Annotated in this window: 24 protein-coding genes and 1 pseudogene; 12 read left to right on the top strand and 13 right to left on the bottom strand. The window is 63.0% G+C overall.

Annotation, left to right across the window (positions count from 1 at the left end):
- Positions 1–45: 45 nt before the first annotated feature.
- The gene (locus tag FHS89_RS05665) at positions 46–912 is read right to left on the bottom strand and encodes a branched-chain amino acid aminotransferase (protein WP_184009436.1); all 867 of its coding nucleotides are present in this window, start codon (positions 910–912) and stop codon (positions 46–48) included.
- Positions 913–1,099: 187 nt separating this feature from the next.
- Here FHS89_RS05665 and FHS89_RS05660 point away from each other — a divergent pair, with 187 nt between their 5' ends.
- Positions 1,100–1,624 (top strand): MarR family winged helix-turn-helix transcriptional regulator, encoded by a 525-nt coding sequence (locus FHS89_RS05660; protein ID WP_184009433.1) that lies wholly within the window; start codon positions 1,100–1,102, stop codon positions 1,622–1,624.
- On the top strand, positions 1,614–2,330 hold the full coding sequence (locus FHS89_RS05655; RefSeq protein WP_425502776.1) for a response regulator: 717 nt from the start codon (positions 1,614–1,616) through the stop codon (positions 2,328–2,330). Before FHS89_RS05660 ends, FHS89_RS05655 begins: the two co-directional genes overlap by 11 nt.
- On the opposite strand, the gene FHS89_RS05650 is transcribed toward FHS89_RS05655, so the two are convergent.
- Positions 2,327–2,926 carry a TetR/AcrR family transcriptional regulator gene (locus FHS89_RS05650; RefSeq protein WP_184009431.1) on the bottom strand — a complete coding sequence of 200 codons (600 nt, stop codon included), beginning with the start codon at positions 2,924–2,926 and terminating at the stop codon, positions 2,327–2,329. The two genes, FHS89_RS05655 and FHS89_RS05650, sit on opposite strands and share 4 nt — an antisense overlap.
- 1 nt (position 2,927) lies before the next feature.
- On the opposite strand from FHS89_RS05650, the gene FHS89_RS05645 reads away from it, so the two are divergent.
- The 4 genes from FHS89_RS05645 (at position 2,928) to FHS89_RS05630 (ending at position 6,952) form a co-directional block, all read left to right on the top strand.
- Positions 2,928–3,641: an NAD(P)-dependent oxidoreductase gene (locus tag FHS89_RS05645; RefSeq protein WP_246413612.1), complete on the top strand. Its 714-nt coding sequence runs from the start codon at positions 2,928–2,930 to the stop codon at positions 3,639–3,641.
- Positions 3,642–3,797: 156 nt separating this feature from the next.
- Positions 3,798–4,139: an anthrone oxygenase family protein gene (locus FHS89_RS05640; protein WP_246413611.1), complete on the top strand. Its 342-nt coding sequence runs from the start codon at positions 3,798–3,800 to the stop codon at positions 4,137–4,139.
- A 90-nt stretch (positions 4,140–4,229) separates the two neighbouring features.
- On the top strand, positions 4,230–4,694 hold the full coding sequence (locus FHS89_RS05635) for a (2Fe-2S)-binding protein (RefSeq protein ID WP_184009429.1): 465 nt from the start codon (positions 4,230–4,232) through the stop codon (positions 4,692–4,694).
- Positions 4,695–4,696: 2 nt separating this feature from the next.
- Entirely contained in the window at positions 4,697–6,952 is a 2,256-nt protein-coding gene (locus tag FHS89_RS05630) for a xanthine dehydrogenase family protein molybdopterin-binding subunit (RefSeq protein WP_184009427.1), read from the top strand.
- 412 nt (positions 6,953–7,364) lie between these two features.
- Here the strand turns inward: FHS89_RS05630 and FHS89_RS05620 are convergent.
- The 3 genes and pseudogenes from FHS89_RS05620 to FHS89_RS05610 form a co-directional block, all read right to left on the bottom strand.
- A pseudogene (locus FHS89_RS05620) lies at positions 7,365–7,646 on the bottom strand (transposase); the annotation flags it as partial.
- Positions 7,647–8,018: 372 nt separating this feature from the next.
- Positions 8,019–8,966: an NADPH:quinone oxidoreductase family protein gene (locus FHS89_RS05615; protein WP_184009422.1), complete on the bottom strand. Its 948-nt coding sequence runs from the start codon at positions 8,964–8,966 to the stop codon at positions 8,019–8,021.
- A 93-nt stretch (positions 8,967–9,059) separates the two neighbouring features.
- On the bottom strand, positions 9,060–9,527 hold the full coding sequence (locus tag FHS89_RS05610) for a hypothetical protein (protein ID WP_184009420.1): 468 nt from the start codon (positions 9,525–9,527) through the stop codon (positions 9,060–9,062).
- An 83-nt stretch (positions 9,528–9,610) separates the two neighbouring features.
- On the opposite strand from FHS89_RS05610, the gene ygfZ reads away from it, so the two are divergent.
- Together ygfZ and FHS89_RS05600 are read left to right on the top strand one after the other, a co-directional pair.
- The gene (gene ygfZ, locus FHS89_RS05605) at positions 9,611–10,375 is read left to right on the top strand and encodes a CAF17-like 4Fe-4S cluster assembly/insertion protein YgfZ (RefSeq protein WP_184009418.1); all 765 of its coding nucleotides are present in this window, start codon (positions 9,611–9,613) and stop codon (positions 10,373–10,375) included.
- Positions 10,376–10,438: 63 nt separating this feature from the next.
- A complete protein-coding gene (locus FHS89_RS05600; protein WP_184009416.1) occupies positions 10,439–11,257 on the top strand; it encodes a bifunctional allantoicase/(S)-ureidoglycine aminohydrolase in 819 nt (272 codons plus the stop codon).
- 42 nt (positions 11,258–11,299) lie between these two features.
- Here FHS89_RS05600 and FHS89_RS05595 read toward each other — a convergent pair whose 3' ends face one another.
- Both FHS89_RS05595 and puuE read right to left on the bottom strand, forming a co-directional pair.
- Complete coding sequence (locus FHS89_RS05595) at positions 11,300–11,785, bottom strand: ureidoglycolate lyase (RefSeq protein WP_184009414.1); 486 nt, start codon at positions 11,783–11,785, stop codon at positions 11,300–11,302.
- A complete protein-coding gene (puuE, locus tag FHS89_RS05590; RefSeq protein WP_343051344.1) occupies positions 11,782–13,194 on the bottom strand; it encodes an allantoinase PuuE in 1,413 nt (470 codons plus the stop codon). The genes FHS89_RS05595 and puuE overlap by 4 nt, the downstream gene beginning before the upstream one ends.
- Before the next feature lie 164 nt (positions 13,195–13,358).
- Here puuE and FHS89_RS05585 point away from each other — a divergent pair, with 164 nt between their 5' ends.
- On the top strand, positions 13,359–14,591 hold the full coding sequence (locus FHS89_RS05585) for a urate hydroxylase PuuD (RefSeq protein ID WP_184009412.1): 1,233 nt from the start codon (positions 13,359–13,361) through the stop codon (positions 14,589–14,591).
- Between the two features lie 9 nt (positions 14,592–14,600).
- On the opposite strand, the gene FHS89_RS05580 is transcribed toward FHS89_RS05585, so the two are convergent.
- The gene (locus tag FHS89_RS05580) at positions 14,601–15,971 is read right to left on the bottom strand and encodes a DUF3179 domain-containing (seleno)protein (RefSeq protein ID WP_184009410.1); all 1,371 of its coding nucleotides are present in this window, start codon (positions 15,969–15,971) and stop codon (positions 14,601–14,603) included.
- Positions 15,972–16,072: 101 nt separating this feature from the next.
- Positions 16,073–18,331 (bottom strand): adenosylcobalamin-dependent ribonucleoside-diphosphate reductase, encoded by a 2,259-nt coding sequence (locus FHS89_RS05575; protein ID WP_184009408.1) that lies wholly within the window; start codon positions 18,329–18,331, stop codon positions 16,073–16,075.
- Positions 18,332–18,585: 254 nt separating this feature from the next.
- Here FHS89_RS05575 and FHS89_RS05570 point away from each other — a divergent pair, with 254 nt between their 5' ends.
- Complete coding sequence (locus tag FHS89_RS05570) at positions 18,586–19,032, top strand: DUF1489 family protein (RefSeq protein ID WP_184009406.1); 447 nt, start codon at positions 18,586–18,588, stop codon at positions 19,030–19,032.
- Between the two features lie 11 nt (positions 19,033–19,043).
- On the top strand, positions 19,044–19,661 hold the full coding sequence (locus FHS89_RS05565; RefSeq protein ID WP_184009404.1) for a hypothetical protein: 618 nt from the start codon (positions 19,044–19,046) through the stop codon (positions 19,659–19,661).
- Here the strand turns inward: FHS89_RS05565 and hisG are convergent.
- The 4 genes from hisG to FHS89_RS05545 all read right to left on the bottom strand — a co-directional run bounded on the left by hisG (position 19,658) and on the right by FHS89_RS05545 (position 23,638).
- Positions 19,658–20,371: an ATP phosphoribosyltransferase gene (gene hisG / locus FHS89_RS05560; protein ID WP_184009402.1), complete on the bottom strand. Its 714-nt coding sequence runs from the start codon at positions 20,369–20,371 to the stop codon at positions 19,658–19,660. The genes FHS89_RS05565 and hisG overlap by 4 nt on opposite strands.
- On the bottom strand, positions 20,368–21,510 hold the full coding sequence (locus FHS89_RS05555; protein WP_425502775.1) for an ATP phosphoribosyltransferase regulatory subunit: 1,143 nt from the start codon (positions 21,508–21,510) through the stop codon (positions 20,368–20,370). The genes hisG and FHS89_RS05555 overlap by 4 nt, the downstream gene beginning before the upstream one ends.
- Positions 21,507–23,009 (bottom strand): histidine--tRNA ligase, encoded by a 1,503-nt coding sequence (gene hisS, locus FHS89_RS05550; protein WP_184009400.1) that lies wholly within the window; start codon positions 23,007–23,009, stop codon positions 21,507–21,509. The genes FHS89_RS05555 and hisS overlap by 4 nt, the downstream gene beginning before the upstream one ends.
- Positions 23,010–23,164: 155 nt before the next feature.
- Positions 23,165–23,638, bottom strand: coding sequence for a flavin reductase family protein (locus FHS89_RS05545; protein WP_184009399.1), 474 nt, complete (start codon positions 23,636–23,638; stop codon positions 23,165–23,167).
- Between the two features lie 135 nt (positions 23,639–23,773).
- On the opposite strand from FHS89_RS05545, the gene aroC reads away from it, so the two are divergent.
- On the top strand, positions 23,774–24,871 hold the full coding sequence (gene aroC, locus FHS89_RS05540) for a chorismate synthase (protein ID WP_184009394.1): 1,098 nt from the start codon (positions 23,774–23,776) through the stop codon (positions 24,869–24,871).
- Positions 24,872–25,139 lie beyond the last annotated feature (268 nt).

Here is a 25,139-nt window from a genome sequence, read left to right as displayed (position 1 = left end):
CGCCCGGTCAGGGGCGGCGATGCGCATCAATTCCGTCCCGCGATGTTAAATGCGGACGAGTTTTTCGTATTCCTCGGAAATACCGCGCGCCAATGCGCCGACTTCAAAGGTGAACTCACCGATTTGGCCCACGGGCGTAACCTCGGCTGCGGTGCCGGTCAGCCAGCACTGCTCGAAATCAGCCATTTCCTGTGGCTCGATATGCCGTTCGATCACTTCGATCCCGCGCTGTTCCAACAGGCGCAGCACGGTCTGGCGGGTGATCCCGTTGAGGAAGCAATCGGGCTTCGGGGTGTGCACCTTGCCATCCTTGACGAAGAACACGTTGGCGCCCGTCGCCTCAGCCACATAGCCGCGATGATCCATCATCAGCGCATCAGAGCAGCCTTTTGCCTCTGCTGCGTGCTTGGACATTGTGCAGATCATGTAAAGGCCTGCCGCCTTGGCGAAACAGGGGATGGTTTCGGGCGATGGGCGCTTCCATTTGGAAATGTCGAGCTTCGCGCCCTTCGTCTTTGCGTCGCCATAATAATTGCCCCAGCCCCAGACCGCGATTGCCAGATGCGTCGGGTTGCGGGAGGAGGAGACCCCCATATCTTCGCCCGCACCGCGCCACGCGATCGGGCGCACATAGGCATCACTGAGGCCGGAGGCCGCAAGGGTTTCAACCTTGGCCGCTTCGATCTCATCGACGGTATATTGCAGATCAAGGTCAATCTCCCCGGCGGAGAAGATGAGACGCTCCGAATGCTTGCGGCTTTCGAAAATCTTGCCGTTATAGGCCCGCTCGCCCTCAAATACGCTGGAGGCATAATGCATCGCATGGGTGAGGAGGTGCACATTCGCCTCCCGCCAAGGCACCAGCGTGCCATTCATCCAGATCGTTCCGTCGCGATCGTCATATCCGGCCATGTCGTTTCCTATTCTTGCCGCGGGCCTGTCAGGTCAACCCTGATGACCAATTTGTTTTTGCGATTCTTGCGTTTTCCAGTCATTCTGAGATAGGAAGTTACGCAAAATCACGGATTGGCTAGCATTCAGTGCTTGGATAGTCAACAAGGCTGACATAAAATGTGAGCAATCAGGCGAAGGAAGACCGATGCAGAACCGCAATATCGCAGCCGCCCCCTCCTATCGCGGGGAGCAGCTTCTGTTTTTGACCGATGAACAGCTTCGGCAGGGAATCGAATTGATGTTCTTCGCCTATCGTGGGTTCACCGCGGATCCCGACCGTATTCTGGAGGATTACGGATATGGGCGGGCGCATCACCGATGCTTGCATTTCGTGAACCGTCATCCGGGCCTGACGGTCAATGACCTGTTGGATATTCTGGGCGTGACCAAACAGTCGCTCAACCGCGTGCTGCGCCAACTGGTCAATGACGACATGATCGAAAGCCGCGTCGGGCAGGAAGATCGCCGCCAGCGCAACCTCTATCTGACGGAAGCCGGCGCGACCCTTGAGGCGTCGCTCAGTGAACAGCAGCGCGCCAGGATGCGCAAAGCCTATATGGACGCGGGGCCAGAGGCCGTGCATGGCTTTCGCACCGTGTTGGAAAAGATGATCGACCCGGAATTGCGCCACCGTGTTCTGTCCCTGATGGAGCGTGAAAATGGCCGCTGATCTGGCGGAGGGCGCGGCCCATATCCTTGTCGTGGATGATGACGAACGGCTGCGGTCCCTCTTGCGGAAGTTTCTGAGCAGGCAGGGTTTTTTCGTGTCCGTCGCGCGCGATGCGGCCCATGCGCGGCGGCTGATGGACGGGCTGGAATTCGACCTTCTGGTGATTGACGTGATGATGCCGGGGGAGAACGGGTTTGACCTGACGAAATCGCTGCGGCAGGACATCTCCACACCAATCCTGCTGCTGACGGCCCGGGCCGAGTCGGACGACCGCATCACCGGTTTGGAGGCCGGGGCGGACGACTATCTGGCCAAGCCATTCGATCCGCGAGAGTTGCTGTTGCGGTGCAACGCGATCCTGCGCCGGGTGACGGCCCCTGCCCCGAAATCCGAACCGCCGCCCAAGACGCTGCATCTTGGCCAAATCCGCTATGACATCACGCGGGGGGAGATGTGGCAGGACAAGGATATGATCCGTCTCACCTCGACCGAAGCAGCGTTGATGCGCATTTTTGCTGCCAGCCCGCATGAGCCGGTGACCCGCCTGCGCCTGATCGAAGAGTTGGGCCGCTCCGGGGAGCAATCGCAGGAGCGTGCGATTGACGTGCAGATCACCCGCCTGCGGCGCAAGATCGAAGCCGACCCAAAGGCCCCCCGTTATCTGCAAACGGTGCGCGGCGCGGGTTATATGCTGGCACCTGATTAAGGGGTGCTCTGCGGCGTGGCGATAAGCGCGCCATCGGCAAGCCGCGTAACTTCCGCCCGGTAGGCATCCTGCGTCCAGCCACACCGCTTAACCAGATGCTCCCACATCTCGGCCGAAAGGATCGACCAAAGAAGATCCGTCGCCGTGTCCTCCGTCAGATCGGGGCGCAGCATCCCATCCGCGTTGAGTGCGCGCACTGCCGCCGCACATCCCTGCCGCATTGCGTCCATCCGGTCATCACAGGCCGCGGCCGCTTCCGCATCGGTGTCCCGCATGGCCCGCAGCGCGGACAGGATGCCATGGATTTCGGGGATATAGCCGCCCCATGCGTCGATATAGGCGTGAAGCCGCGCCAGCCCTGACGTGGCCGCACGCGATTCCGCCAGCCGCGCATCCGCATCCTTCACCCGATCCAGATAGCGCGTCGCGGCAATCAGCAGGTCCGCACGATTCGGATAATGCAGGTAAAGCGCCTGTCGACTGATGCCGACAGCCTTCGCGATATCCGACATCCGTACTTTTTTATCACCCGATTCCAGAAGCTTAAGCGTGGTCTCAAGGATCCGGGTTTTTGTATCTCTTTGCACACTTGACATAATGACAAGCTATTTCCTATTTACACAGTGTCAAGTTTACACGGTGTCAAGCACAAGCCAGCACCAAACACACAGGAGAATTCTTATGGAAATCATAGTCTTTGGCGCAACAGGAACTGTCGGAAAACTTGCCGTCGAAGCCCTGCTTGAGGACGGGCATCGCGTTACGGCCTTTGCCCGCAGGCCTGACGCGCTGTCTCTCACCCATACCAGTCTTGAGCGCGTTGCGGGCGACGCGTTGAACCCCACGCAGGTCGCGGATGGCATTCGTGGAAAGGATGCTGTCGTGGTCGCATTGGGATCTGGCATGGCCCGCAAGAGCATCATCCGGTCGCAAGGCACGTTGAACGTGATCAAGGGGATGCAGGCCCACAACGTGCGCCGATTGATCTGCCAATCCACGCTCGGGGCGCATGAAAGCTGGGATAATCTTAATTTCTTCTGGAAGCGGATCATGTTCGGCGCGCTGCTGCGGCCCGTTTTCCTGGACCATGAGCTTCAGGAAAACCTTGTTCAGGCAAGTGGTCTGGATTGGACGATTGTGCGTCCCAGCGGATTTACCGACGCGCCGGCCACGGGCGGCTACAAGGAAAACTTCCCCCCCAGCGAGCGGAACCTGAACTTCAAAATCTCGCGCAAGGATGTGGCTGCGTTCCTCGCTCGGCAGATCAGCGATACCCGCTATTTGCGGCATGCCGTTGCCATCTCGAACTGAGTATCGCGGGTATTGGAGGCCAATTATGTGCATGTTGTCCACTTTCTTGGGGCTTGCGGCGTTTGCCGCGGCCCTTGTCAGCGGGGTTTTTCTGGCCTTCTCGGATTTCGTGATGCGCGGGCTGGGGCAGCCCCCGCTGCGGCCGGGGCCGAGGCGATGCAGCAGATCAACCGCACGGTTTATCGCTCTGTCTTTATGGTGTTGCTGCTTGGCTCCGTACCGGTTGCCCTCGCGTTGCTGGGGACCGCGTTTATCGGCCCGGCGGCGGCGCGTGGCTGGATCATCGCGGGGGCGGCCAGCTATCTGCTTGGCGTGATGCTCGTGACCATGATCGGCAATGTGCCGATGAACAAGCGGCTTGATGCGCTGTCGGCGCACACGCCGTCTGGCCAAGCCTATTGGGCGGAATACCGCATCCGCTGGACCCGGCTCAACCATCTGCGCACCGTCAGCGCCGGGATAACTGCCCTGTGCTACATGATGGCCGCGATGACGTAAGGAAACGGCGAAGGGCTGGCTGTTTGCAGCCTTCGCCCCTTGGACTGCCGGAAAATCCCGCTCTATATTTCTAGGGGGGGAGACGAGACAATGACGCGACTGAGTGTGAACGGCACCCAACACAACGTGGACGTGGAAGCGGACATGCCGCTTTTGTGGGTGCTGCGCGATGAGTTGAACATCACCGGGCCGAAATATGGCTGCGGTATTGGCCAATGCGGCGCTTGTACGGTGCATCTCGATGGCTACGCGGTGCGGTCTTGCCAACTGGCGATTGGTGACCTTGACGGCGCACAGATCACCACAATCGAAGGGCTGAGCGCGGGGGGGACGCTCCATGCCGTGCAAGAGGCGTGGATCTCGCATCAGGTCGCGCAATGCGGATATTGTCAGGCCGGACAGATCATGCAGGCCGTGACCCTCCTGGCCGACATTCCCGATCCGACCGATCAGGATATTGACGATTATATGTCCGGCAATCTGTGCCGCTGTGGCACCTATCCGCGTATCCGGGCCGCGATCCGAACAGCCGCACAAACCCTGCAAGGCACCTGAGCATGGGTCGCGCCCGCACGATTGCCCGCCGCAGCTTCCTCATCGGCTCCGCCGCGATTGTGGGCGGTGTCGCCTTTGGCGTGTTTGTCGCAAAACGTCCCATCCCCAACCCGCTTTTGGAAACGCTGGGTGAGGGAGAGGCCGCGATCACCCCTTACGTCAAGATCGACGCGTCCGGGATCACGCTCATCACGCCGCGCGCGGATATGGGGCAAGGGAGCTATTCGGTCCAAGCCTATCTGATCGCGGAGGAGTTGGATATTGATCCCACCACCGCGACGCTCACCCCCGGTCAGCCCGGCCCGGCCTATTTCAACCGCGCCGTTTTGGGGGAGGTCGTGCCCTTTGCCGCGCATAACCGCAGCGCAATGGCAGAGGGGCTGCGCAATGCCATGGCCGTGCCCGCGAAATTCCTCGCGTTCCAGATGACGGGCGGCTCCTCCACCGTGCCGGACAGCTACACGAGGCTGCGGATGGCTGGTGCAACGGCGCGTGAAACGCTGAAGGACGCCGCGGCACGTCAGACCGGCCATGCCCGCGCCACGCTCAGGACAGAGGACGGCCATGTCATCCTTCCCGATGGCACGCGCATTGCCTATACCGCACTCGCCCGCCACGCAGCCGAGATCGCGCCAGTGACCGACGTGACCCTGCGCGATCCGTCCGAGTGGCGCTATCTCGGGCGTGAAGGACTGATGCGCACTGACATGCGGGCAAAGGTGACCGGTGAGGAAAGGTTCGGCATCGACATCACCTTTCCGGGGATGAAATTTGCCACCGTGCGGGCCAATCCCGGCCTTGGCGGGGAGGTGATCCGCTATGATGCATCGGCTGCCGAAACCATGCGCGGGGTGGAGCGGATCATTCCGATCTCCCACGGGATCGCGGTCGTGGCAGACAACACTTGGCGCGCGTTCCGCGCCGCCGACGCGTTGGAGATCACATGGGGCGCGCCGGATTATCCCGCCACGTCCGAGGCCATGTTCGACACGCTTGAACAAACCCTCTCGGCGCGCCGTGGGCGGGAGCCGCGTTTGCGCAATGATGGCGATGCCGCGCAGGTACTGGAGAACGCGCCGCGCGTGATCGAGGCGCGGTATCGCGTGCCCTACCTCGCCCATGCGCCATTGGAGCCGATGAATGCGGTCGTGCACGCCAGCCCGGCCCGGCTCGACATCTGGACAGGCACGCAAATCCCGCTGTTCATCCGGGATCGCGCGGCACGGATCGCAGGGATCGACAAGGGTGATGTGCATGTCCATGTCTATCCGATGGGCGGCAGTTTCGGGCACCGCTTGGAAATGACCCATGTGGAGCAGGCGGTTGAGATCGCGCGCGCCCTGCCCGACACCCCGATAAAGATGACATGGTCCCGCGAAGAGGACATGACCCATGACTACCCGCGCCCCGCGGCGGTCGCTCATGCGCGCGGCACCGTGACGGAGGGGCGGGTCGAGTGCCTTGACCTTTCGGTGGCACAATCGGGCATGTTGAGCAGTTGGTTTGGCCGCCTGATGGGCCTGCCCGTTCCGGGATATGATCCAACATTGACGGCGGGCGCGTGGGATCAGCCCTTTGCCATTCCGCATTACCGGGTGACGGGCTATCGCGCGCAGGAGATGGTGCCAATTTCATCCTGGCGCGCGGTGGGTGCGACCAGCAACGGATTTTTTCATGACTGCTTTCTGGATGAGTTGATCCATGCCGCAGGGGCCGATCCATTGGCGGAGCGAATCCGGCTCTGCTCTGATCCGACCTCGCGGCGGGTTCTTGAAACCGTCGGGGAATTGGCGGGCTGGACCGGCCCCGACCTTGGCCCACAACGCGGCCGGGGCGTGGGCTTTACCCAGTCTTTCGGCGTGCCTTGCGCGCATGTGGTGGAGGTCACGCAGACAGATCGCGGCATCCGCATCGACAAGGTGTTTACCGCGATCGATTCTGGCCGCGTGCTCGACCCGACCAATTACCGCGCGCAAGGGATGGGTGGCGTGATCTGGGGCCTTGGCCACGCGATGAATTGCGCGTTGACCTACGAAAACCATGCGCCCCAACAAACGAATTTCGACAGCTATGCCGGAATGCGGATGTATCAGGTGCCGCAGATCGAAATCCGTATTCTGGAGGACGGACAGCGCATCCGTGGCGTGGGCGAGCCTCCGGTCCCCCCTGCCGCGCCTGCGCTTGCCAATGCGATTTTCGCGGCGACGGGCCAGCGCATTCGCACGTTACCGCTGCGCAATGAGATCGCCTTCTTGTAGCGGTTTGTCCTCGACCCGGCGCATATGAGTAGGTCGCGATCCTCTATCGAACTTGCGCAAATCGCCCCTAATCGGAGGTGCAGGCGGATGCCAAAACGAACCAAGCGGAGCGTTGAGCGTTTTCCCGTTCGGACAGATGGTTATTTCGAGTGGGATAGCGCGGTGAGGCGATTTGGCGTGCGGATCATGACTTCCGGTACGCGGACCTATGAAGTGCAAGACCGCAAAGGTGACCGGACGCGGCAAGCGCCCATCGGGCAGCATAGCACGATCACAGTCGAACAGGCGCGAACCCGGTGGAGGCGATCGCGCAGCGCCGTTGCGCGCCCACCGGTCGCCGTCTTGTGCGAGCGGTTCTATCAACTGCACGCGTTGGAGCGATGCAAACAAACGACACGTCGGTAGCATCGGGGCTGTACGCCGCAAGGTACTGAAGTACTAGGTCATTCGTGACATTCCCGCTGGTCGTGCCGAAATACCCGCGGGCCCAAAAATGCTTGCCCCTGTAGCGCTTCTTGAGCGCCGGGAACTCTTGCTGCAACCGCCGCGACGACCGCCTCTTGATCCGGCGCATCACATCCCGCGCGCGGACCCGAATGGCACCCTCCAGCACCTTGTAGCGATACTTGGTTGACCACACCACGTGATAGCGATGGTGGTACACGCCGTGAGCCTCGAAATCATAAGCGGTCATTGGTATCTTGAGGAAAAAGAGTCGCGCTGAAGCGCGGCTTTTTCGTCTGAAGACGAAGGCTTTAACCAAATGAGGGACAGTGAATTGGGACGAGCGGAGCAAGAGCAGCCCCCGCGATTCGATCGTGGGTCAAGGTCCGAGGAACGAGCGGCCTTGACGCGCGGGCGAATCGTAACCCCACAATTGAGCGGGTGATTTGAGGAACACATCTGTTCCTCAAACACCTCGGCGCAATCTTAAACCGGCGCGCAACGCGGGCCTTTCCCGGCGCTTCATTCCATTCAGCGCGTTCGGGCGCAAACGCTGCCCCGCAGCGTTTGTCTTTCGCCCTCACCCCAAAGGGAGGCGAAGCCGACGTGCGGGAGCGCTTCGTTACGGTGTGACCACCACCTTGCCCGTAGCCTTGCGGCTGATCAACAAATCGAGCGCGTCGGCGGCCTCGGCAAGTGGCACTTCGTGGCTGACATGCGGGCGCAGTTTTCCCTCTCCATACCAGGCAAACAGCGTCTGGAGCGACCGCACGATCACCTCCGGTGCGAAAGTCATATAAGCGCCCCAGTAAAAGCCCAGCACATCAAGGTTTTTCACCAAGAGGATGTTGGCCGGGATTTGCGGAACCTCGCCGGAGGCAAAGCCCAATGGCAGGAGCCGCGCCTCGGGCTTGCAGGCGCGTAGTGCTGCTTTGAACTGCGCGCCGCCGACCGGATCCCAGACCACATCCGCGCCGCCCAGCGCCTTGACCTCCGTTCGGATATCGCCGCTGTCCGTGTCGATGACGTGATCCGCGCCCGCCTCTTTCGCGATGGCGCATTTCGCGGCACCCCGCGCACAGGCGATCACCTTCGCGCCAAGGAGTTTGCCTACCTCAATCGCCGTTAGGCCCACGCCACCCGCCGCCCCCAGCACCAAGAGCGTCTCACCCGCCTGCAAGCGCGCCCGATGGGTCAGCCCCACATGCGCGGTGCCATAGGCCACCAGAAACGCCGCGGCATGGGCGTCGCTCATGCCGTCCGGCACCGGCACACAGGCTGCGGCGGGAGCCGTGGCGAATTCGGCAAACCCGCCATGCCCGATCATCGCGGCAACTCGCGTTCCAACTGGCAGGCCCGCCCCCTCCTCGACAATGCCGCACACTTCCATACCGGGGGCAAAGGGATAGGGGGGCGTCTCCTGATACGTGCCTTTCACCATCAGCGTATCCGCGAAATTCACGCCGCATGCCTTGATCCGCAACAACACCTCGCCCCGTCCGGGCACGGGGCGGGCTTCCTCCACGGCAACGAGCGGTCCGCCCTGTTCCTGCACCTGCATCGTTTTCATCATCTGCCTCCGGTCTGTTTGAGCGGGATGCTACTGGTCCTTGGGGCGATTGGGAACGGCAGGTTTCGCCGCACGGGGCCGGGTGCGGCTCTGCTACCTGCGCGCAGGGCTGCGCAGCACCACAAAGCGCCCCGTCGCACCGCGCGCAGGCAAAAGGCGCGCCTGATCTGGCGCGGGCCGCCCGGCCCATGCGCGCAGCGGGTCAAGCCACCCGCGCGGCCGTGCGACCAGCGCGGCCCCGCCGCCTGCATCAAGATGCGCCTGAACCATCCCTACCCAGCCATGGGGCAACACAACGCCCACGGGAATCACAAGCCGCGCCACCCCGTTGCCATGGAGGCGCGCGTCGGCAAGCGTGCCTTGCGCGCAGTCCGCACCTGTCTCCTCCGCCACAGCCCGCAGCCAGTCCGGCGGCGCGCCCTGCGACCACAGAAAGGTCACATCCGCGATCATCCCCGACAGCACCGCCTCTGATAGAGCACCAAGGCTGGGGCCAAGCGCCTCCTCCGGGGCGGAGAACGGGCCGGGCAGACCGATAATGATGCTCAATGGGGCGGGCATGGCGGCTCTCTTCTGTCCGGGTGGCCCTGTACCTCCCGTCATCCGCTCTTATATGACAGGACGAACCGTAACGGGAGCCATACATGTACGCCTGGACCGATCCATCCCGCCACATCATCCGCATTTCCGGCGAGGATACCCGCGATTTCCTGCAAGGGTTGATCACGAACGATGTCAAACAGCTCGATCAGGGGGCGGTTTATGCCGCGATCCTGACCCCGCAGGGCAAGTATTTGGCCGATTTCCTGCTCTATCCCGATGGCGCGGATGTGCTGATGGATGTGCGCAGGGATCAGGCGCCCGGCCTGCTTCAGCGGCTGACGATGTATAAACTGCGCTCGAAGGTGGCGCTCACGGCAGAGGATACGCCTGTCACGCTCTGCTGGGGGGGCGATGATCTGCCTGGGTTTGCCGATCCGCGCGATGCGGGTCTCGGCACGCGGCATCTTGGCCCCGCGCCCGCAGGCGCGACGGACGCCACAGCCGCCGATTGGGCCGCGCTGCGCGTCGCCCTTGGTGTGCCGGAGGCCGGGGCGGAATTGCAGCCCAATGACAGTTTTATCCTAGAGATGGATTTCGAGCGGCTCCATGGCGTCGATTTCCGCAAGGGCTGCTATGTCGGGCAGGAAGTCACCGCCCGGATGAAGCACAAGACGGAATTGCGCAAGGGCCTCGCGCGGGTACGGGTCGAGGGCACCGCCGCTCCCGGCACCCCGATTGAGACGGAGGATGGCCGCCCGGCGGGCACGCTTCACACGGTCGCGGGGGGCGAGGGGCTGGCCTATCTGCGCTTTGACCGGGCAGCAGGGCCGATGCGCGCGGGAGAGGCGACGATCACGCGGCTTTGACGCGCGCTTCCCTCCGTCGCGCCCGCGCAGTATCAAGGGGGCGCGCAATCAAAAGGGCTGCCCATGTCAGATAAATACGCCTCCCCGCCCGCCGGGCTTCCCGGTCAGAGCCAGCTTCTGACCGACCGGGCCGTGTTTGCCGAAGCCTATGCCGTGATCCCCAAAGGCACGATGCGCGACATCGTCACGAGCGCCCTGCCGTTTTGGGAGCAGACGCGCGCTTGGGTGCTGGCCCGGCCCTTGAGCGGCTTTGCCGAGACGTTTTCGCAATACATCATGGAGGTCGCCCCCGGCGGTGGCTCCGACCGGCCCGATACGGACCCGCGCGCGCAGGCGGTGCTGTTCGTCACCGATGGCGTGGCAGAGGTCACGATTGCAGGCACCTCACACCGGATGGAGGAAGGCGGCTATGCCTATATCCCGGCAGGCACCGCATGGTCGCTGCGCAATCCGGGAACGGAGGCTTTGCGCTTTCACTGGGTCCGCAAGGCCTATGTCGCGGTAGAGGGCATTGCCGCACCTGAGCCCTTTGTCACCAGCGATCAGGCCGTCACCCCCACGCCCATGCCGGGGACCGAGGGGCGATGGGCCACCACCCGCTTTGTCGATCCTGCCGATCTGCGCCACGACATGCATGTCAATATCGTGACGTTCGAGCCGGGTGCCGTGATCCCCTTTCTGGAAACCCATGTGATGGAACACGGTCTATTCGTGCTGGAGGGCAAGGCGGTTTACCGGCTCAACACCGATTGGGTCGAGGTTGAGGCGGGCGATTTCATGTGGCTGCGCGCGTTCTGCCCGCAGGCCTGTTATGCGGGCGGGCAGGGGCGGTTCCGCTATCTGCTCTACAAGGACGTGAACCGGCATATGCCGCTGGGGTAGGGCCAAGGCTAAGTGCCACCAGCGGATGACCGGCTCTCACAGCTAGACGTCGATCAGATACGGGCGGTCAAACCAGAATTCTTCAAGATTGTCCCCCGCCCCGATCCGGTCGACTACCGCGAACAGGCCCGGCGCATGAAGCGGGGTCAGCACACCGTGCCATGTGCCGCGATGATAATTCACGCCCTGCCCTGCCGTCGTCAGAAAGGCGCGCGGCGGGCCGGGCTGGCCGTTCACGTCTGGTGCCACGACCACGAGAAACGGCTCATGGCTCATCGGCAAAAACGCCTGACTGCCATCGGGGTGCCGCTCCACCATCTCCAGCGTTAGGGGCAATCGGCGCGGTTCTGCGTCAAACAGGCTGATCCCGGCCCGCCCGGTGCCGAAATCAAGCACCGCACGGTCGTGATAACGCCCGCAAAGACCCTGATTGATGATCTTGTCCGGTGCGCCGGACACGTCGAGCACATCGCCAAAGGGCGCGAAAGCATCCGCCGTCAAGGGCGCGATCCGGATCGTCTCGCTCATCGGTCCAGCTTTTCCTTGAGGCGCAATTCCGCGATCCGCTCCACCTGACGGCAGGCTTCCGCGAATTCGGTGTCGCGGTCCTGCTCCACCCGGCGGCGGAACGCGTCCATGATGCTGGCCTTGGTGTTGTCGCGCACGGCGATGATGAAGGGAAACCCGAATGTCGTGGTGTAGCGGTCATTGAGCGCGGTAAAGCCCGCGCGCTCCTCATCCGTCAGCGCATCGAGCCCAGCGGAGGCCTGCTCTGCCGTCGACTCTGCGGTCAGGCGTTTGGCAGCAGCGAGCTTTCCGGCCAAGTCGGGATGCGCGCGCAACACGCCAAGTCGCGCGTCCTCGGATGCGGTGCGAAACACCCGCGCAAGGGCGGAATGCACACCTGTGGCGCTGTCATGGGCCGGGCCAAGCTCCAAATCCCATGCCTGCTCCGCGATCCATGGGCTATGCTCGAATACCCCGCCAAACGCCTCTACAAACTGCTCTTTCGCCATCATGGACGGGCGGAGGCTCTCTGGTGCGGGATGGAGCGCGGCCCAATGATCCGCGATCTGTTCGCGCGTGGCGAACCACACACCCTCATGGGAGGCCATATGGGCCAGCGCCCGCTTGAGCGCCGCCGCCCGCCCCGGACGGCCCGCAATACGGCAATGCAGCCCGATGGACAGCATCTTGGGCGCACCTGCGAGCCCCTCGGCATACAGCATGTCGAAACTGTCGCGCAGATACCCCTCGAACTGCGTGCCATCCGTAAATCCGGCCTGAATGGCAAAGCGCATATCGTTGCAATCCATCGTATAGGGCACGATCAATTGCGACCGGCGGCCAAAGCGCATCCAGTAAGGCAGATCATCGGCATAGCTGTCCGCGACATAGGCAAATTGCCCCGTCTCGGCGGCAAGGCGCACGGTGTTCATCGAACAACGCCCGGTGTACCAGCCGCGCGGCGGCGTGCCGGTCACTTCGGTATGGAGCCGGATCGCTTCGGCCATATGGGCGCGTTCCTCGGCTTCTGTCATGTCCTTGTGTTCGATCCATTTCAGGCCGTGGCTGGCGATCTCCCACTGGGCGGCTTTCATCGCGGCGACCTGTTCGGGTGCGCGCGCCAGCGCGGTGGTCACGCCATAAACCGTGATCGGCAGATCCTTGAGCAAGCCATGCACCCGCCAGAACCCGGCCCGCGCGCCATATTCATAGAGCGTTTCCATGTTCCAGTGCCGCTGGCCGGGCCATGGGGCCGCGCCAGTGATCTCTGACAAAAATGCCTCTGAGGCGGCATCGCCGTGCAGGATGTTATTCTCCCCGCCTTCTTCATAATTCAGGACGATCTGCACCGCGATCTTGGCCCCGCCGGGCCATTGTGGATCTGGCGGCGTGGCTCCATAGCCGGTCATGTCACGGGGGTAGCGATGCACGGGCGGTGTCCTTCATTGGATGGGCTCCTGCGCATCATCCGTAGGTTTTTGCGAGAGCACAAGGCCGGGATCGGCCTGATCGCTTGCAGTTTGCCGCCCCGCGCCGAATACTGCCCCCGCGCCACGGCGCACGGTCCCAGTTTCGGCGGTGAGGAGGCTTTCCCATGTATGATCTGGCTATCCTGTGGGATTGGATTTCCTTTGCCGTGCGTTGGCTGCATGTGATCACTGCCATCGCGTGGATCGGCTCCTCGTTTTATTTCATCGCGCTCGATCTTGGCCTGCGCAAAGGACCACATTTGCCGCCCGGCGCGTCGGGCGAGGAATGGCAGGTGCATGGGGGTGGGTTTTACCATGTGCAGAAATACATGGTCGCCCCCGCCGCGATGCCCGATCACCTGACTTGGTTCAAATGGGAAAGCTATTCGACATGGCTGTCGGGTGCGGCCCTTTTGATGATCGTGTATTGGGTCGGGGGGGAGTTGTTCCTGCTTGATCCCACGAAATCCGATATCAACCTCGCGCAGGGCATCGCCCTGTCTGCCGCGTCGATTGGCATTGGCTGGGTGCTCTATGACCAGTTATGCAAGTCAAAGCTGGGCGATCATCCGACCGCCATGATGCTGGTGCTGTTTGGGATCATCGTCGCGATGAGCTGGGGCCTCAATCAGGTGTTCACCGGGCGCGCGGCGCTGCTGCACCTTGGCGCGTTCACCGCCACGATCATGACCGCGAACGTGTTTTTCATCATCATGCCCAACCAGCGCATCGTGGTTGCCGATCTCAAGGCGGGGCGCACGCCCGATGCAAAATATGGCAAGATCGCCAAGCTGCGCTCGACCCACAACAATTACCTGACCTTGCCAGTGATCTTTCTGATGCTGAGCAATCATTATCCGCTGGCCTTTGGCACGGAATACGCGTGGATCATCGCGAGCCTCGTGTTCCTGATGGGGGTCACGATCCGACATTATTTCAACACGATGCACGCCACGGGAGCCGGGCCGCATTGGACATGGGCTGCCACCGCGATGCTGTTTTTGGCGATTGCGTGGCTGTCCACGGCAGGCGGGCAAGACAGCTATGAGGAGGCCGCAGCACGGGCGCTGACCCCAGCAGAGCGCGCTTTTGTGGAGCAGATCGAGTTTGCCGCCGCCTATGACAGCGTGATCGGCAACTGCTCCATGTGCCACGCGCGAGAGCCGGTTTGGGACGGCATCCACCGCGCGCCCAAGGGGGTCGTGCTCGAAACAGAAAGCGACGTCGCCCGCTATGCCCAGCAGATATACCTGCAAGCGGGCGTCAGCCACGCGATGCCGCCGCCCAATGCGATCCAGATGGACCCCGCCGCCCGCGCCGACATCACCGCATGGTATCGTGCCGCAACGCGGGACTAGAGCCGCCCTCTATCCCTGCCAAAGGGCCGTGTCGGGATAGAATTGCGACCACGCAAACCAAAACGCCTGATGACTGCCAAGGTCGGCCCCATTGGCACCCACGGCCTTGATCCCCCCGGCGGACAGTTCCAATCGGACATCCTCGAACGTCACCTCCCGCCCCGCGCGCAACGCCAGCAGAGCCGCCCCACGGGCAAAGGCCACTGGCGTGCCGGACCCGGCCACGACGCCGATCACGTCCTCCTGCACCGGCAGGCGCGGGTCCACATCACCGATGGGAAAGATCGGCCCATCCGCATCCCGCCCGTTGCGGAAATCGAAATTGCGACCCAGCGCCAGCGCCTCTACCAGAACGGTGGTCTGAGGATAGGTCGCTTTCCATGTGCCCCAATCGGTGGTCACAACCGTGGCCTGCTCCAGCGTGATGCCTTTCTCCAGCAATGGCCCGGTCACCGCGTTGCCCCGGAACGTGTCAAATACCGATCCGCTGGTGATATCATACATCACCTTGTTCGACCGGATCAGCAGGCCAGAGGTGCGCAGCACAGGGCGCTCCACCCCTTCGGGCAATTCATCGGTGAAATAGGCCTGTGCCGCACCGCATAAGGTGCAATAGGGAATGCCCAGATCGCGCCCACCGAGCGTGTCATTCACCATTTCCCGCACTTCCATGATCTGCCTTGGATAGGCGCGGTATTCGCCATTCACCTCGATCCCGAACACGATGGCGTCGTCCGCGGGCCATGTCGCCTCTGCTGCGGGGATCACCTCGGGATTGTCCGCCGCCGGAATGCAGTTGCACGGATCATCGGTGGTGTCATAGGGCCGATCGTCGATCAAAACGCCGCCCCAGGACACATGCCGCCAGTCGATATCCCCCTCGACAAAGATATGATCCCAGCCCGGCACCACGGTGGTGAAAATCGCGCGCTTGGCCCGCAGGTAATCAGGGGGCGCGGGGATGTCCCATGCCATCAGGTGATCGGTGACACCGCCCCAATGGGCCTGCCCCCCGAGGTCTTTTTGCAACAGCGTCTCTGCGGCGGAGGCCAGCACGCCGTTCAACTCCCGGCTTGGGACAAAGCGCATCAGATCGCTGATGATCCACACCAGCCGCGCATCGCCAGAGGCCACCACCTCCTGCAAGGCAAGCGACTGGTCCCGCCCCCATGCCGATTGCCGCAACCCGTCGATAAAGGCGGTCTCGACCGCCTCGCGCACCGTGTCGGGGAGGGGTCCGGTGGTAACAGCGGGCGGCGCGCCATATTCCGCGATCACATAATCGGGCACATCGGGAACGGTCTGCGCGGCCACGGGCAGGCTCAGCATCAGCGCAAGGATCGGCGCAAAGAGGGGTCGGGGCAATCGGCTGGCAAACATCGGGCATCCTTTCACAACGCGGCAGGCTTGGCGGGGTGGATTAGGCCAAACCCGGCAATCAACTGCCAATCACGTTTGTGTTGCCCGCGTTCAGGCGCAGCCTAGCCGCATTTGGAATGCCCGCAGGCGCCGCAGGTCATGCAGCCCTCGACCATCCGCGCGGCGAATTGCCCGCAATTGTCGCAGGCAGCCCCCATCGGGGCCTCCCCCACGCGCACGGCCTCCGCATGGGGATCAGCCTTTAGCCCCATGCCTTCACCTTCGATAAAGCCAATCTCGACCATGTGCTGTTCGATCACCCCGCCGATGGCGGCAAGGATCGAGGGTACATATTTGCCGCCCATCCACGCCCCACCGCGCGGGTCGAACACGGCCTTCAACTCCTCCACCACGAAAGAGACATCGCCCCCGCGCCGGAACACCGCCGACACCATCCGTGTAAGCGCGACGGTCCACGCGAAATGCTCCATGTTCTTGGAGTTGATGAACACCTCAAACGGGCGGCGGCGGGTGCCCTCCATCACATCGTTGATGGTGATATAAATCGCGTGCTCAGAGTTCGGCCATTTGATCTTGTAGGTCTGCCCTTCGAGCTTTGCCGGGCGGTCGAGCGGCTCCGCGATATAGACCACATCGCCGGACTTGGCCTCGGCGGGCTTTTCCTCCGCCACGCTCAACACGCTGCCCGTCACCGCATTGGGGCGGTAGGTCGTGCAGCCCTTACAGCCGCTGTTCCACGCCTCCAGATACACATCCTTGAAGGAGGCAAAATCAATATCTTCGGGCACATTGATGGTTTTGGAGATGCTGCTATCCACCCATGGCTGCACCGCCGCCTGCATCCGCACATGATCAAGCGGGCTGATCGTCTGGGCGCTGACGAAATAGTCGGGCAGCGGCGTGTCCTCCCCGAATTTCGCGCGGAAGGTCTGGACGGCGTAATCCACCACCTCCTCCTCGGTTTTGGAGCCGTCGCGCTGGGTCACTTTGCGGGTATAGGCATAGGCGAACACCGGCTCGATCCCACTCGACACATTCCCGGCCAGAAGGCTGATCGTGCCCGTGGGTGCGATGGAGGTCAGCAGCGCGTTGCGGATGCCATGCTCCGCGACCGCCGCGCGCACATCCTCCCCCAATCGCTGCATGATATCGGCCTGCAAGAACGCGTCGCGGTCGTAGAGCGGAAAGGCGCCCTTCTCCTTCGCCAATTGCGCTGAGGCCAGATACGCGGCGCGCGCGATCCGTTCCAACCAGCGCCCGGCCTGACGCGCCGCCTCTTCAGAGCCATAGCGCAGCCCAAGCATCAACAAGGCATCTGCGAGCCCCGTAACCCCCAGCCCGATCCGGCGTTTCGCCTGCGCTTCCGCTCGTTGCGCATCGAGCGGGAAGCGGGACGCATCCACCACATTGTCCATCATCCGCACGGCGGTCGCGACCAGATCGTCTAGCGCTGCATCGGGAATCTCTGCCCCGTCCTCAAACGCATTCGTCACCAAAGCCGCAAGGTTGATCGAGCCAAGCAGGCACGCGCCATAGGGCGGCAAGGGCTGCTCCCCGCACGGGTTCGTCGCGGCGATGCTCTCCACATAGCTGAGATTGTTCTTTTGGTTGATCCGGTCGATGAAAATCACGCCCGGCTCGGCGTAATCATAGGTTGATTGCATGATCAGATCCCACAGCGCGCGGGCCTTGATGGTGCGATAGGTCGTGCCCTCGAACACCAGATCCCAGTCGCCATCGGCCGCCACCGCGTCCATGAACGGATCGGTGACCAGAACCGACAGGTTGAAATTGCGAAGTCGCACCGCGTCCCGTTTTGCGGTAATGAAATCCTCGATATCGGGGTGATCGCAGCGCAGCGTCGCCATCATCGCACCACGCCGCGCGCCTGCGCTCATGATCGTGCGGCACATCGCGTCCCACACATCCATGAACGACAGCGGACCGGAGGCATCGGCCCCCACACCTTTGACCAGCGCGCCCTTGGGCCGGATGGTGGAGAAATCATAGCCGATGCCGCCACCCTGCTGCATCGTCAGGGCGGCCTCTTTCAGCCCGTCGAAAATGCCGGACATCGAATCCTGCACCGTGCCCATCACAAAGCAGTTAAAAAGCGTCACCGTCCGCTCTGTCCCTGCGCCGGAAATGATCCGGCCTGCGGGCAAATACTTGAAGCCTGCCAGCGCATCATAAAACCGCCCCTGCCATGCGCCCGGGTCGTCCTCCACCGCCGCGAGCGCATGTGCGATGCGACGCCATGTGTCCTCGACCGTGACATCGACCGGTGTGCCATCGGCCTGCTTGAACCGATATTTCATATCCCAGATCTGCTCGGCAATGGGGGCATGGAAGGCGGTCATGGCACGGATCCTGTTCACGGCTTGTTCTGTCGGGAAGGCTTGAGTATGCGCGCCCTACCCCCCCTGTCAACCGCAATGGCCGCCCGCGGGCGGCGCGATTTGGGCCAATAAATACGGGCGTTTCACAAGCATCCGCTGTAGAAACGGCCAATTCCTCACCCATGTCTCTCATCTGACAGAATTTGCCTGGTTCTTGTGCAGACTTAGCGTCGAATCCGCTTGACCCGCACCCCATCCTTCGGCACCCGTTATCTATGGGAGCTGATGATCTGAACCTGTTGAAACTCTGCGTCGGGGCAGAGGGCGTGGCCGATCTTTTGGATTGGCAGGCCCGGCAACGCGCGATGAAACAGGCGCGGGGCGAAGCACCGGAGCATGTCCATGTCACGCGGATGTGGCCCCGGCGCGAAGCAGAACTGCTGAACGGCGGTTCCCTATACTGGGTGTTTAAAGGTTTCATTTTAGCACGACAAAAGATCACAAGATTGGATCAGGTCACAGATGCGGATGGAACCAAACGATGTGCTATTGTCTTAGACAATAGTGTGATAAGAACAAAGCCAGCGCCGCGCCGCCCATTTCAGGGCTGGCGGTATCTGGTTGCCAAAGACGCGCCTGAGGATCTTCCCACAGGCGCGGAAGACGACGACGCGCTACCCACGACACTTGAATTGGCCTTGGCCGATATCGGCCTGAAATAAGGAATACCGGGATGACGCGCACGCAGGGTGTGCTTCTTGATGTTCTGACACCGGTTCGCGACATTTTCCTGTCGCGGCTGCTGGAGGAAATGGCCAGCGCGCTCGACAAGGGGTTCGAGTGTGAGACCGATGTGCTGCGCCGTATCCCGAGCGGCAGTGTCGAACGTGCCGGATCGCTCAATCTGCCGGAACGCTACGATCTGGCCACCGAAGTGCGCGGCGACACCGCGACCTTTGACGTGACCGATAGCCTTGTCGTTCGGTTTGATCCGTTCTCCTTGCAACTGGGGAATGGCGCGAATGTCCGCATCTCTCCCTTCCAGTGGAATGATCTGCATGTCGCGGTGGAATTGCGCCGTGGCGTGACCCCAAATTGGCAGCCGATCCGCCGCTGGTATCTGGAGGCGTTTCAGGTCCGGTTTGATGAGGACACGCCCGAATTTCACGGCGTCATCCACCGCCTGACCGGGCCGGAGAAAGTTGGTGCGACCTGGGTGTTCAACCTCGATCTTGGCACCGCCTCCGTCGATTGCCTGACCGACCTTTTCGACGCGCTTGAGCAATGTCAGGCGGCCAATATCGAATTGTTCGGCGCAGAGGATGACCGCGAACGGGTCGAAAGTCTCTAATCGCGCGGCGCAGGGGCGGTCAGCCCCAATTGCGCGCAAAGCTGCACCAGCGCCGCCCGCTCTGCCGCACCCCATTGCGCGGTTTGGCTCAGGAACAGTGTTGCCTGTGACGCGAGGATAAGGCCGTCCCTCAAAATCTTGAGGTGATTGGCGCGCAATGTCTCCCCGCTGGAGGTAATGTCTGCGATCGCCTCTGCGGTGGCATTTTTGATCGTGCCTTCCGTGGCACCCTGACTGTCCACGATCCGGTAATCGGCCACCCCTTCACGGCGGAAGAACGTGCGCACCAGCGCATGGTATTTGGTGGCCACGCGCAAACGGTGCCCGTGGGTCGCGCGAAAGGCAGCGGCGACCTGATCGAGATCGTCCATCGTCTCCACATCCACCCATGAGGACGGGACCGCCACGATCAGATCGGCATGGCCAAATCCCATCTCCGCCAGCTCCACCAGATCGCGCCGCCAATGCGGCAGCTTTTCATGGACCAGATCCTGCCCTGTCACACCCATATGGATGCGCCCGGCATTTAGTTCGCGCGGGATTTCCCCGGCACTCAGCAGCACCAGTTCCACCCCGTCGATGCCCTCAACCCGGCCTGCATATTCGCGGCCAGACCCGGTGCGCCGGATGGTGATGTTGCCCCGCTCGAACCAGCGGATCGCGTCCTCCTGCAAGCGCCCCTTGGAGGGCAGGCCAAGTTTCAGCATCACGATCCCTCCCGCGCCAGCAGCACTTCGGGCCGGATGATCCCGCCTACCGCTGGAATGCCCGCCCCGCCCGACAGGGCCGCCGTCAGCGCGTCATAGCGCCCGCCGGAGGCGATGGGCGGCAAATCGGGTCGCGCCTCATCGACAAAGCCGAACACGAACCCGTCATAATATTCCAAAGTCGTGCGCCCGAATTGCGCGGCAAAAGGCAACGTCGCCGGGTCCAGCCCGCGCGCGGCCAGCGCCGCCGCCCGCCGGGTCAGCCGGTCGGCCGCGGCGTCCATCCCCGCATGGGCGCGCGCCATCGCGCGCACCGCACCCGCTGCCGAGGCCACGGTCCCGGCAAGCCCGGTCACCTGATCCAAAAGCGCGCGATCCGCTGCTGTCAGGGGTGGCTCCTCGCTCGCCTCTTTCAGCGCCATGGCGCGCGCGATGATCTCTGCCCGCGCCCGGACGCCCTGCACCGGCGCGGCCTGTTTGATGAGGGCTGCGACAGCGCCCTCCCCCTCCCGCGCGGCATCGAGAAGGCGCGCGCGCGCCTCCGTCATGGCCATCGGTGCAGCGAAACGTTCAACCAGTTTGCGAAACCGTGCCGGGCGCCAGATGTGGCGCATCAGCGCCGCGCGCCGCCGCTCGGATATATCAAGGGCAGAGACCGCCGCCCGCAGCACGCCCATATCGCCCGTGGCAACGGTCAGCCCGCGCCCGTGCAAAGCCGCCGCGATCAGCGCGAACACTTCCGCATCCGCCGCCGCCTCATCGCCCCGGTCGAACAATTCGTAGCCCACCTGACGGTATTCCGTCGGGCGGTCCGATCCCGGCTCCTGCCGCCGCCACACGGGGCCAGCATAGCAATAGCGCGCGGGCTCCTGCCCCATCGCGGTGTGCATCTCCACCACGGGTACGGTGAAATCGGGGCGCAGCATCCGCTCCCCCTCCGCCGGGTCATGGGTGGTATAGGCGCGGGTGCGGATATCTTCGCCATAAAGGTCCAGCAGCGTTTCCGCATCCAACAGCGCAGGCGGCTCCACCCGGACGGCGCCTGCCGCCTGAAATCCCGCCAGCAGGTCGTCCGTCAGGGCCGACAGGCGCGTCAGGTCATGGCCCATCAGCGCCTCCGGCAGATAGCCCGCTGCTCTCATCCGTCCCGCCCAAGGATCGCGCGCACCTCCGCCACCAGATCGCTGAGCGGCACCTCGCGCTGTGCAGGTTGCGCCTTCCATTCCTCGTTGGAGGTGATGTCAGCGGCGAGCCGCGCGCCAAGGTCGAGGTCTTTAAGTTGCACCACGCCCCGCTCCCGCTCATCCGAGCCTTGGATGACCGCAACCGGGCTTTTGCGCTGATCGGCGTATTTGAGTTGGTTGCCCATGTTTTTCGGATTGCCAAGATAGACTTCGGCCCGAATGCCCGCATTCCGCAGATCGGCCACCATCGCCTGATACTCGGCCATCCGGTCGCGATCCATCACAGTAACGACCACGGGCCCGCGCGCCTCATCGGTGATCCGTCCCTTGGCCTCTAGGGCGGCAAGCAGGCGGTCCACGCCGATGGAGACACCGGTTGCGGGCACTTCCTGACCCGTGAACCGCTTCACGAGATCGTCATAGCGCCCGCCCCCGGCGACGGAGCCAAACTGGCGCGGGCGGCCCTTTTCATCCATGATTTCAAAGGTAAGCTCAGCCTCATAGACCGGGCCGGTATAGTAGCCAAGCCCGCGCACGACGCTTGGGTCGATCACGGCCCGGTCCGCGCCATATCCCTGCACCTCCAGCAATTCCGCGATGGTTTCCAATTCCCGCACGCCCGCAAGCCCCGTCTCAGACCCTGCGACCAGTTCCGCGAGCCGCGCACAAGTGGCAGACCCCGTGTCCCGCCGCGCGCTGACAAATCCCATGACAATATCGGCCTGCGCATCGCTCAGCCCCGCGCCATCGGTGAAATCGCCCGACGCGTCCTTGCGCCCCGCACCAAGGAGCGCGCGCACGCCGTCCTCTCCCAACCGGTCAAGCTTGTCGATTGCGCGCAGGACGATGCCCCGCTCGGCGCTTTTGGCCTCCGGATCGGACGGATCAAGCAGGCCCGTGACTTCCATCACCCCATTGAGAACCTTGCGGTTGTTGATCCGCACGATGTAGTCGCCGCGCGCGATCCCCACGGCCTCCAGCGTGTCGGCGAGCATCGCGCAAATCTCCGCATCCGCCGCGACAGAAGCCGTGCCGACCGTATCCGCATCGCACTGATAAAACTGACGAAACCGCCCCGGGCCCGGCTTTTCATTGCGCCAGACAGGCCCCACGGCATAACGGCGATAGGGCGATGGCAGCGTGTTGCGGTACTGAGCATACACCCGCGCCAAGGGCGCTGTCAGGTCATAGCGCAGCGCCATCCACGTCTCGTCCTCGTCCTGCCACGCGAACACGCCTTCATTCGGGCGATCCACATCGGGCAGGAATTTGCCCAGCGCCTCCACCGTTTCCACAGCGGAGCTTTCCAGTGGGTCAAAGCCATAGCGCTGATACTGCTCCGTGATCTTGGCGAGCATGGCGCCCCGCGCGCGCACCTCCTCCCCGAAATAGTCGCGAAAACCGCGCGGCGGGAGCGCCTGCGGGCGGCGGGGCTTTTTCACCTTGGTCTTGGCCATGGGGATCGTCCTATCGGTCGGGCAGTCAGGTTGTGCTGCGGTCTAGCGCAAGGGGGATAAGGGGGCAAGCACGGCGCACGCGGGAAAACCGCCGCCCAGGCGCGGCGGTGGCGCTGCGCGCGTGAGTATTTTGGGAAAAAAGAAACGGGCTGGGCTCAGCGCATCGTGGGATAGTCACCGCGATGATACAAAAGCGGTGTGGCGTCAGCGTCATGGACATAGGACTGCACCCGGCCCACCACGATGGCATGATCGCCCCCCGGATGGGTCGCCTCCCGGCTGCATCGGAACATTGCGGCAGCGACCGGGAATTCCGGCCCTGCCGCCCCGGGTGCCCAATCACATTGGGCAAAGGCCTCAAATCCCGTTCGGGCAAAGGCATTCGCGAGCGCCGATTGATCCGCGCGCAGGATATGGATCACGAACTGTTCCGCCTCCACGAAAGCGGAAAAGCGGCGGGACGCCCGCGCCGGTGCCCACATCACCAAGGGCGGATCAAGCGACAGGGAGGCAAAACTGTTGGCCGTGATCCCCACCGGCCCGCCCTCGGTCATCGTGGTCACGACCGTCACGCCCGTGGGGAAGGTGCCCAAGGCGTCACGGTAGTCGCGTGGCTCGAATGCGGTCATATCGGGTGGCTCCTTGGCTCTGGTGTGGCAGCACATAACCCGGTTGTCGGGATATGCAATCGCATATCAGCCCGTTGCAGGCCAGCGACCGCCACGTTAGACCCAACCGAGACCGGATTTGAGGGAGCACACGCCATGTCCTACAACACGTTTGGCCATATGTTCCGGGTGACGACCTGGGGCGAAAGCCACGGCCCCGCGCTTGGCTGCACGGTGGATGGCTGCCCGCCCGGCGTGGCGATTAATGAAGAGATGCTCCAGCACTGGATGGATCAGCGCAAACCGGGCGGATCGAAATACGTGACCCAGCGGCGCGAAGCCGACGCGGTGCGCATCCTCTCCGGCGTGTTTGAGGGACGCACTACCGGCACCTCCATCCAATTGATGATCGAGAATACCGACCAGCGCTCCAAGGACTATGGGGAGATCGCGCAAAGCTTCCGCCCCGGCCATGCCGACATCACCTATCACCAGAAATATGGCTTGCGCGATTATCGCGGCGGTGGGCGGTCCTCCGCGCGGGAAACAGCTGCGCGGGTGGCAGCGGGCGGTGTGGCGCGTGCCGTGCTCGCCGATCTGGTGCCGGGTTTGCGCATTCGCGGGGCGATGGTCCAGATGGGCACGCTGCGGACCGACCGGCGCGACTGGGACACGGTGCGCGACAACCCGCTTTGGTGCCCCGATCCCGATGCTGTGGCAGATTGGGAAGCCGCACTCGATGCGCTGCGCAAGGAGCATGACAGCGTCGGTGCGGTGATTGAGATAAACGCTGCGGGCGTGCCCGCGGGCCTCGGCGCGCCGGTTTATGCGAAACTTGATACCGACCTTGCTGCCGCGATGATGTCGATCAACGCCGTCAAAGGGGTCGAAATCGGGGAAGGCATGGCCGCCGCGACCCTGCGCGGCTCCGAGAATGCCGACGAAATCCGCATGGGGCCAGACGGGCCGGTCTATGGCTCAAACCATGCCGGTGGGATATTGGGGGGCATCTCCACGGGCCAAGAGCTGGTGGTGCGGTTTGCGGTCAAGCCAACGTCCTCCATCCTGACCCCGCGCAAGACGATCCGCGTGGACGGGACGGAGACGGAGATCATCACCAAGGGGCGGCACGATCCCTGCGTGGGGATCCGCGCGGTTCCGGTGGGGGAGGCGATGATGGCTTGTGTGATCCTCGATCACCTCCTGCTGGACCGGGCGCAAACAGCAGGTGTGCGCGGCGCGATTGGCGGATGAGGCGCAGAGCAGGGTGCCGCGCCTGACGGCGCGGCAGTGCCTCCGGCGGGGTATATTTGAAGAAAGTGAATTGGACTTGGCGTTGTTAGAGCAGCCCCTGCGATTCGGCCGTGGGTCAAGGTCCGAGGAACGAGCGGCCTTGACGCGCGGGCGAATTGTAACCGCACAATTGAACGGGTGATTTGAGGAACAGACCTGTTCCTCAAACACCTCAGCGCAATCTTGAACCGGCGCGCAGCGCCGGCCTTTCCCGGCGCTTCATTCCATT

The organism is Rubricella aquisinus, from assembly GCF_014199445.1.
GTDB lineage: Bacteria > Pseudomonadota > Alphaproteobacteria > Rhodobacterales > Rhodobacteraceae > Rubricella > Rubricella aquisinus.
This window is presented reverse-complemented; position numbering and strand designations above follow the sequence as displayed.

Bases quoted from the DNA above. Each gene is read 5' to 3' on its own strand.
- FHS89_RS05665 (WP_184009436.1), bottom strand. From the start codon at position 912: ATGGCCGGATATGACGATCGCGACGGAACGATCTGGATGAATGGCACG.
- FHS89_RS05660 (WP_184009433.1), top strand. From the start codon at position 1,100: ATGCAGAACCGCAATATCGCAGCCGCCCCCTCCTATCGCGGGGAGCAG.
- FHS89_RS05655 (WP_425502776.1), top strand. From the start codon at position 1,614: ATGGCCGCTGATCTGGCGGAGGGCGCGGCCCATATCCTTGTCGTGGAT.
- FHS89_RS05650 (WP_184009431.1), bottom strand. From the start codon at position 2,926: ATGTCAAGTGTGCAAAGAGATACAAAAACCCGGATCCTTGAGACCACG.
- FHS89_RS05645 (WP_246413612.1), top strand. From the start codon at position 2,928: ATGACAAGCTATTTCCTATTTACACAGTGTCAAGTTTACACGGTGTCA.
- FHS89_RS05640 (WP_246413611.1), top strand. From the start codon at position 3,798: ATGCAGCAGATCAACCGCACGGTTTATCGCTCTGTCTTTATGGTGTTG.
- FHS89_RS05635 (WP_184009429.1), top strand. From the start codon at position 4,230: ATGACGCGACTGAGTGTGAACGGCACCCAACACAACGTGGACGTGGAA.
- FHS89_RS05630 (WP_184009427.1), top strand. From the start codon at position 4,697: ATGGGTCGCGCCCGCACGATTGCCCGCCGCAGCTTCCTCATCGGCTCC.
- FHS89_RS05615 (WP_184009422.1), bottom strand. From the start codon at position 8,966: ATGAAAACGATGCAGGTGCAGGAACAGGGCGGACCGCTCGTTGCCGTG.
- FHS89_RS05610 (WP_184009420.1), bottom strand. From the start codon at position 9,527: ATGCCCGCCCCATTGAGCATCATTATCGGTCTGCCCGGCCCGTTCTCC.
- ygfZ (WP_184009418.1), top strand. From the start codon at position 9,611: ATGTACGCCTGGACCGATCCATCCCGCCACATCATCCGCATTTCCGGC.
- FHS89_RS05600 (WP_184009416.1), top strand. From the start codon at position 10,439: ATGTCAGATAAATACGCCTCCCCGCCCGCCGGGCTTCCCGGTCAGAGC.
- FHS89_RS05595 (WP_184009414.1), bottom strand. From the start codon at position 11,785: ATGAGCGAGACGATCCGGATCGCGCCCTTGACGGCGGATGCTTTCGCG.
- FHS89_RS05585 (WP_184009412.1), top strand. From the start codon at position 13,359: ATGTATGATCTGGCTATCCTGTGGGATTGGATTTCCTTTGCCGTGCGT.
- FHS89_RS05580 (WP_184009410.1), bottom strand. From the start codon at position 15,971: ATGTTTGCCAGCCGATTGCCCCGACCCCTCTTTGCGCCGATCCTTGCG.
- FHS89_RS05575 (WP_184009408.1), bottom strand. From the start codon at position 18,331: ATGACCGCCTTCCATGCCCCCATTGCCGAGCAGATCTGGGATATGAAA.
- FHS89_RS05570 (WP_184009406.1), top strand. From the start codon at position 18,586: ATGGGAGCTGATGATCTGAACCTGTTGAAACTCTGCGTCGGGGCAGAG.
- FHS89_RS05565 (WP_184009404.1), top strand. From the start codon at position 19,044: ATGACGCGCACGCAGGGTGTGCTTCTTGATGTTCTGACACCGGTTCGC.
- FHS89_RS05555 (WP_425502775.1), bottom strand. From the start codon at position 21,510: ATGAGAGCAGCGGGCTATCTGCCGGAGGCGCTGATGGGCCATGACCTG.
- hisS (WP_184009400.1), bottom strand. From the start codon at position 23,009: ATGGCCAAGACCAAGGTGAAAAAGCCCCGCCGCCCGCAGGCGCTCCCG.
- FHS89_RS05545 (WP_184009399.1), bottom strand. From the start codon at position 23,638: ATGACCGCATTCGAGCCACGCGACTACCGTGACGCCTTGGGCACCTTC.
- aroC (WP_184009394.1), top strand. From the start codon at position 23,774: ATGTCCTACAACACGTTTGGCCATATGTTCCGGGTGACGACCTGGGGC.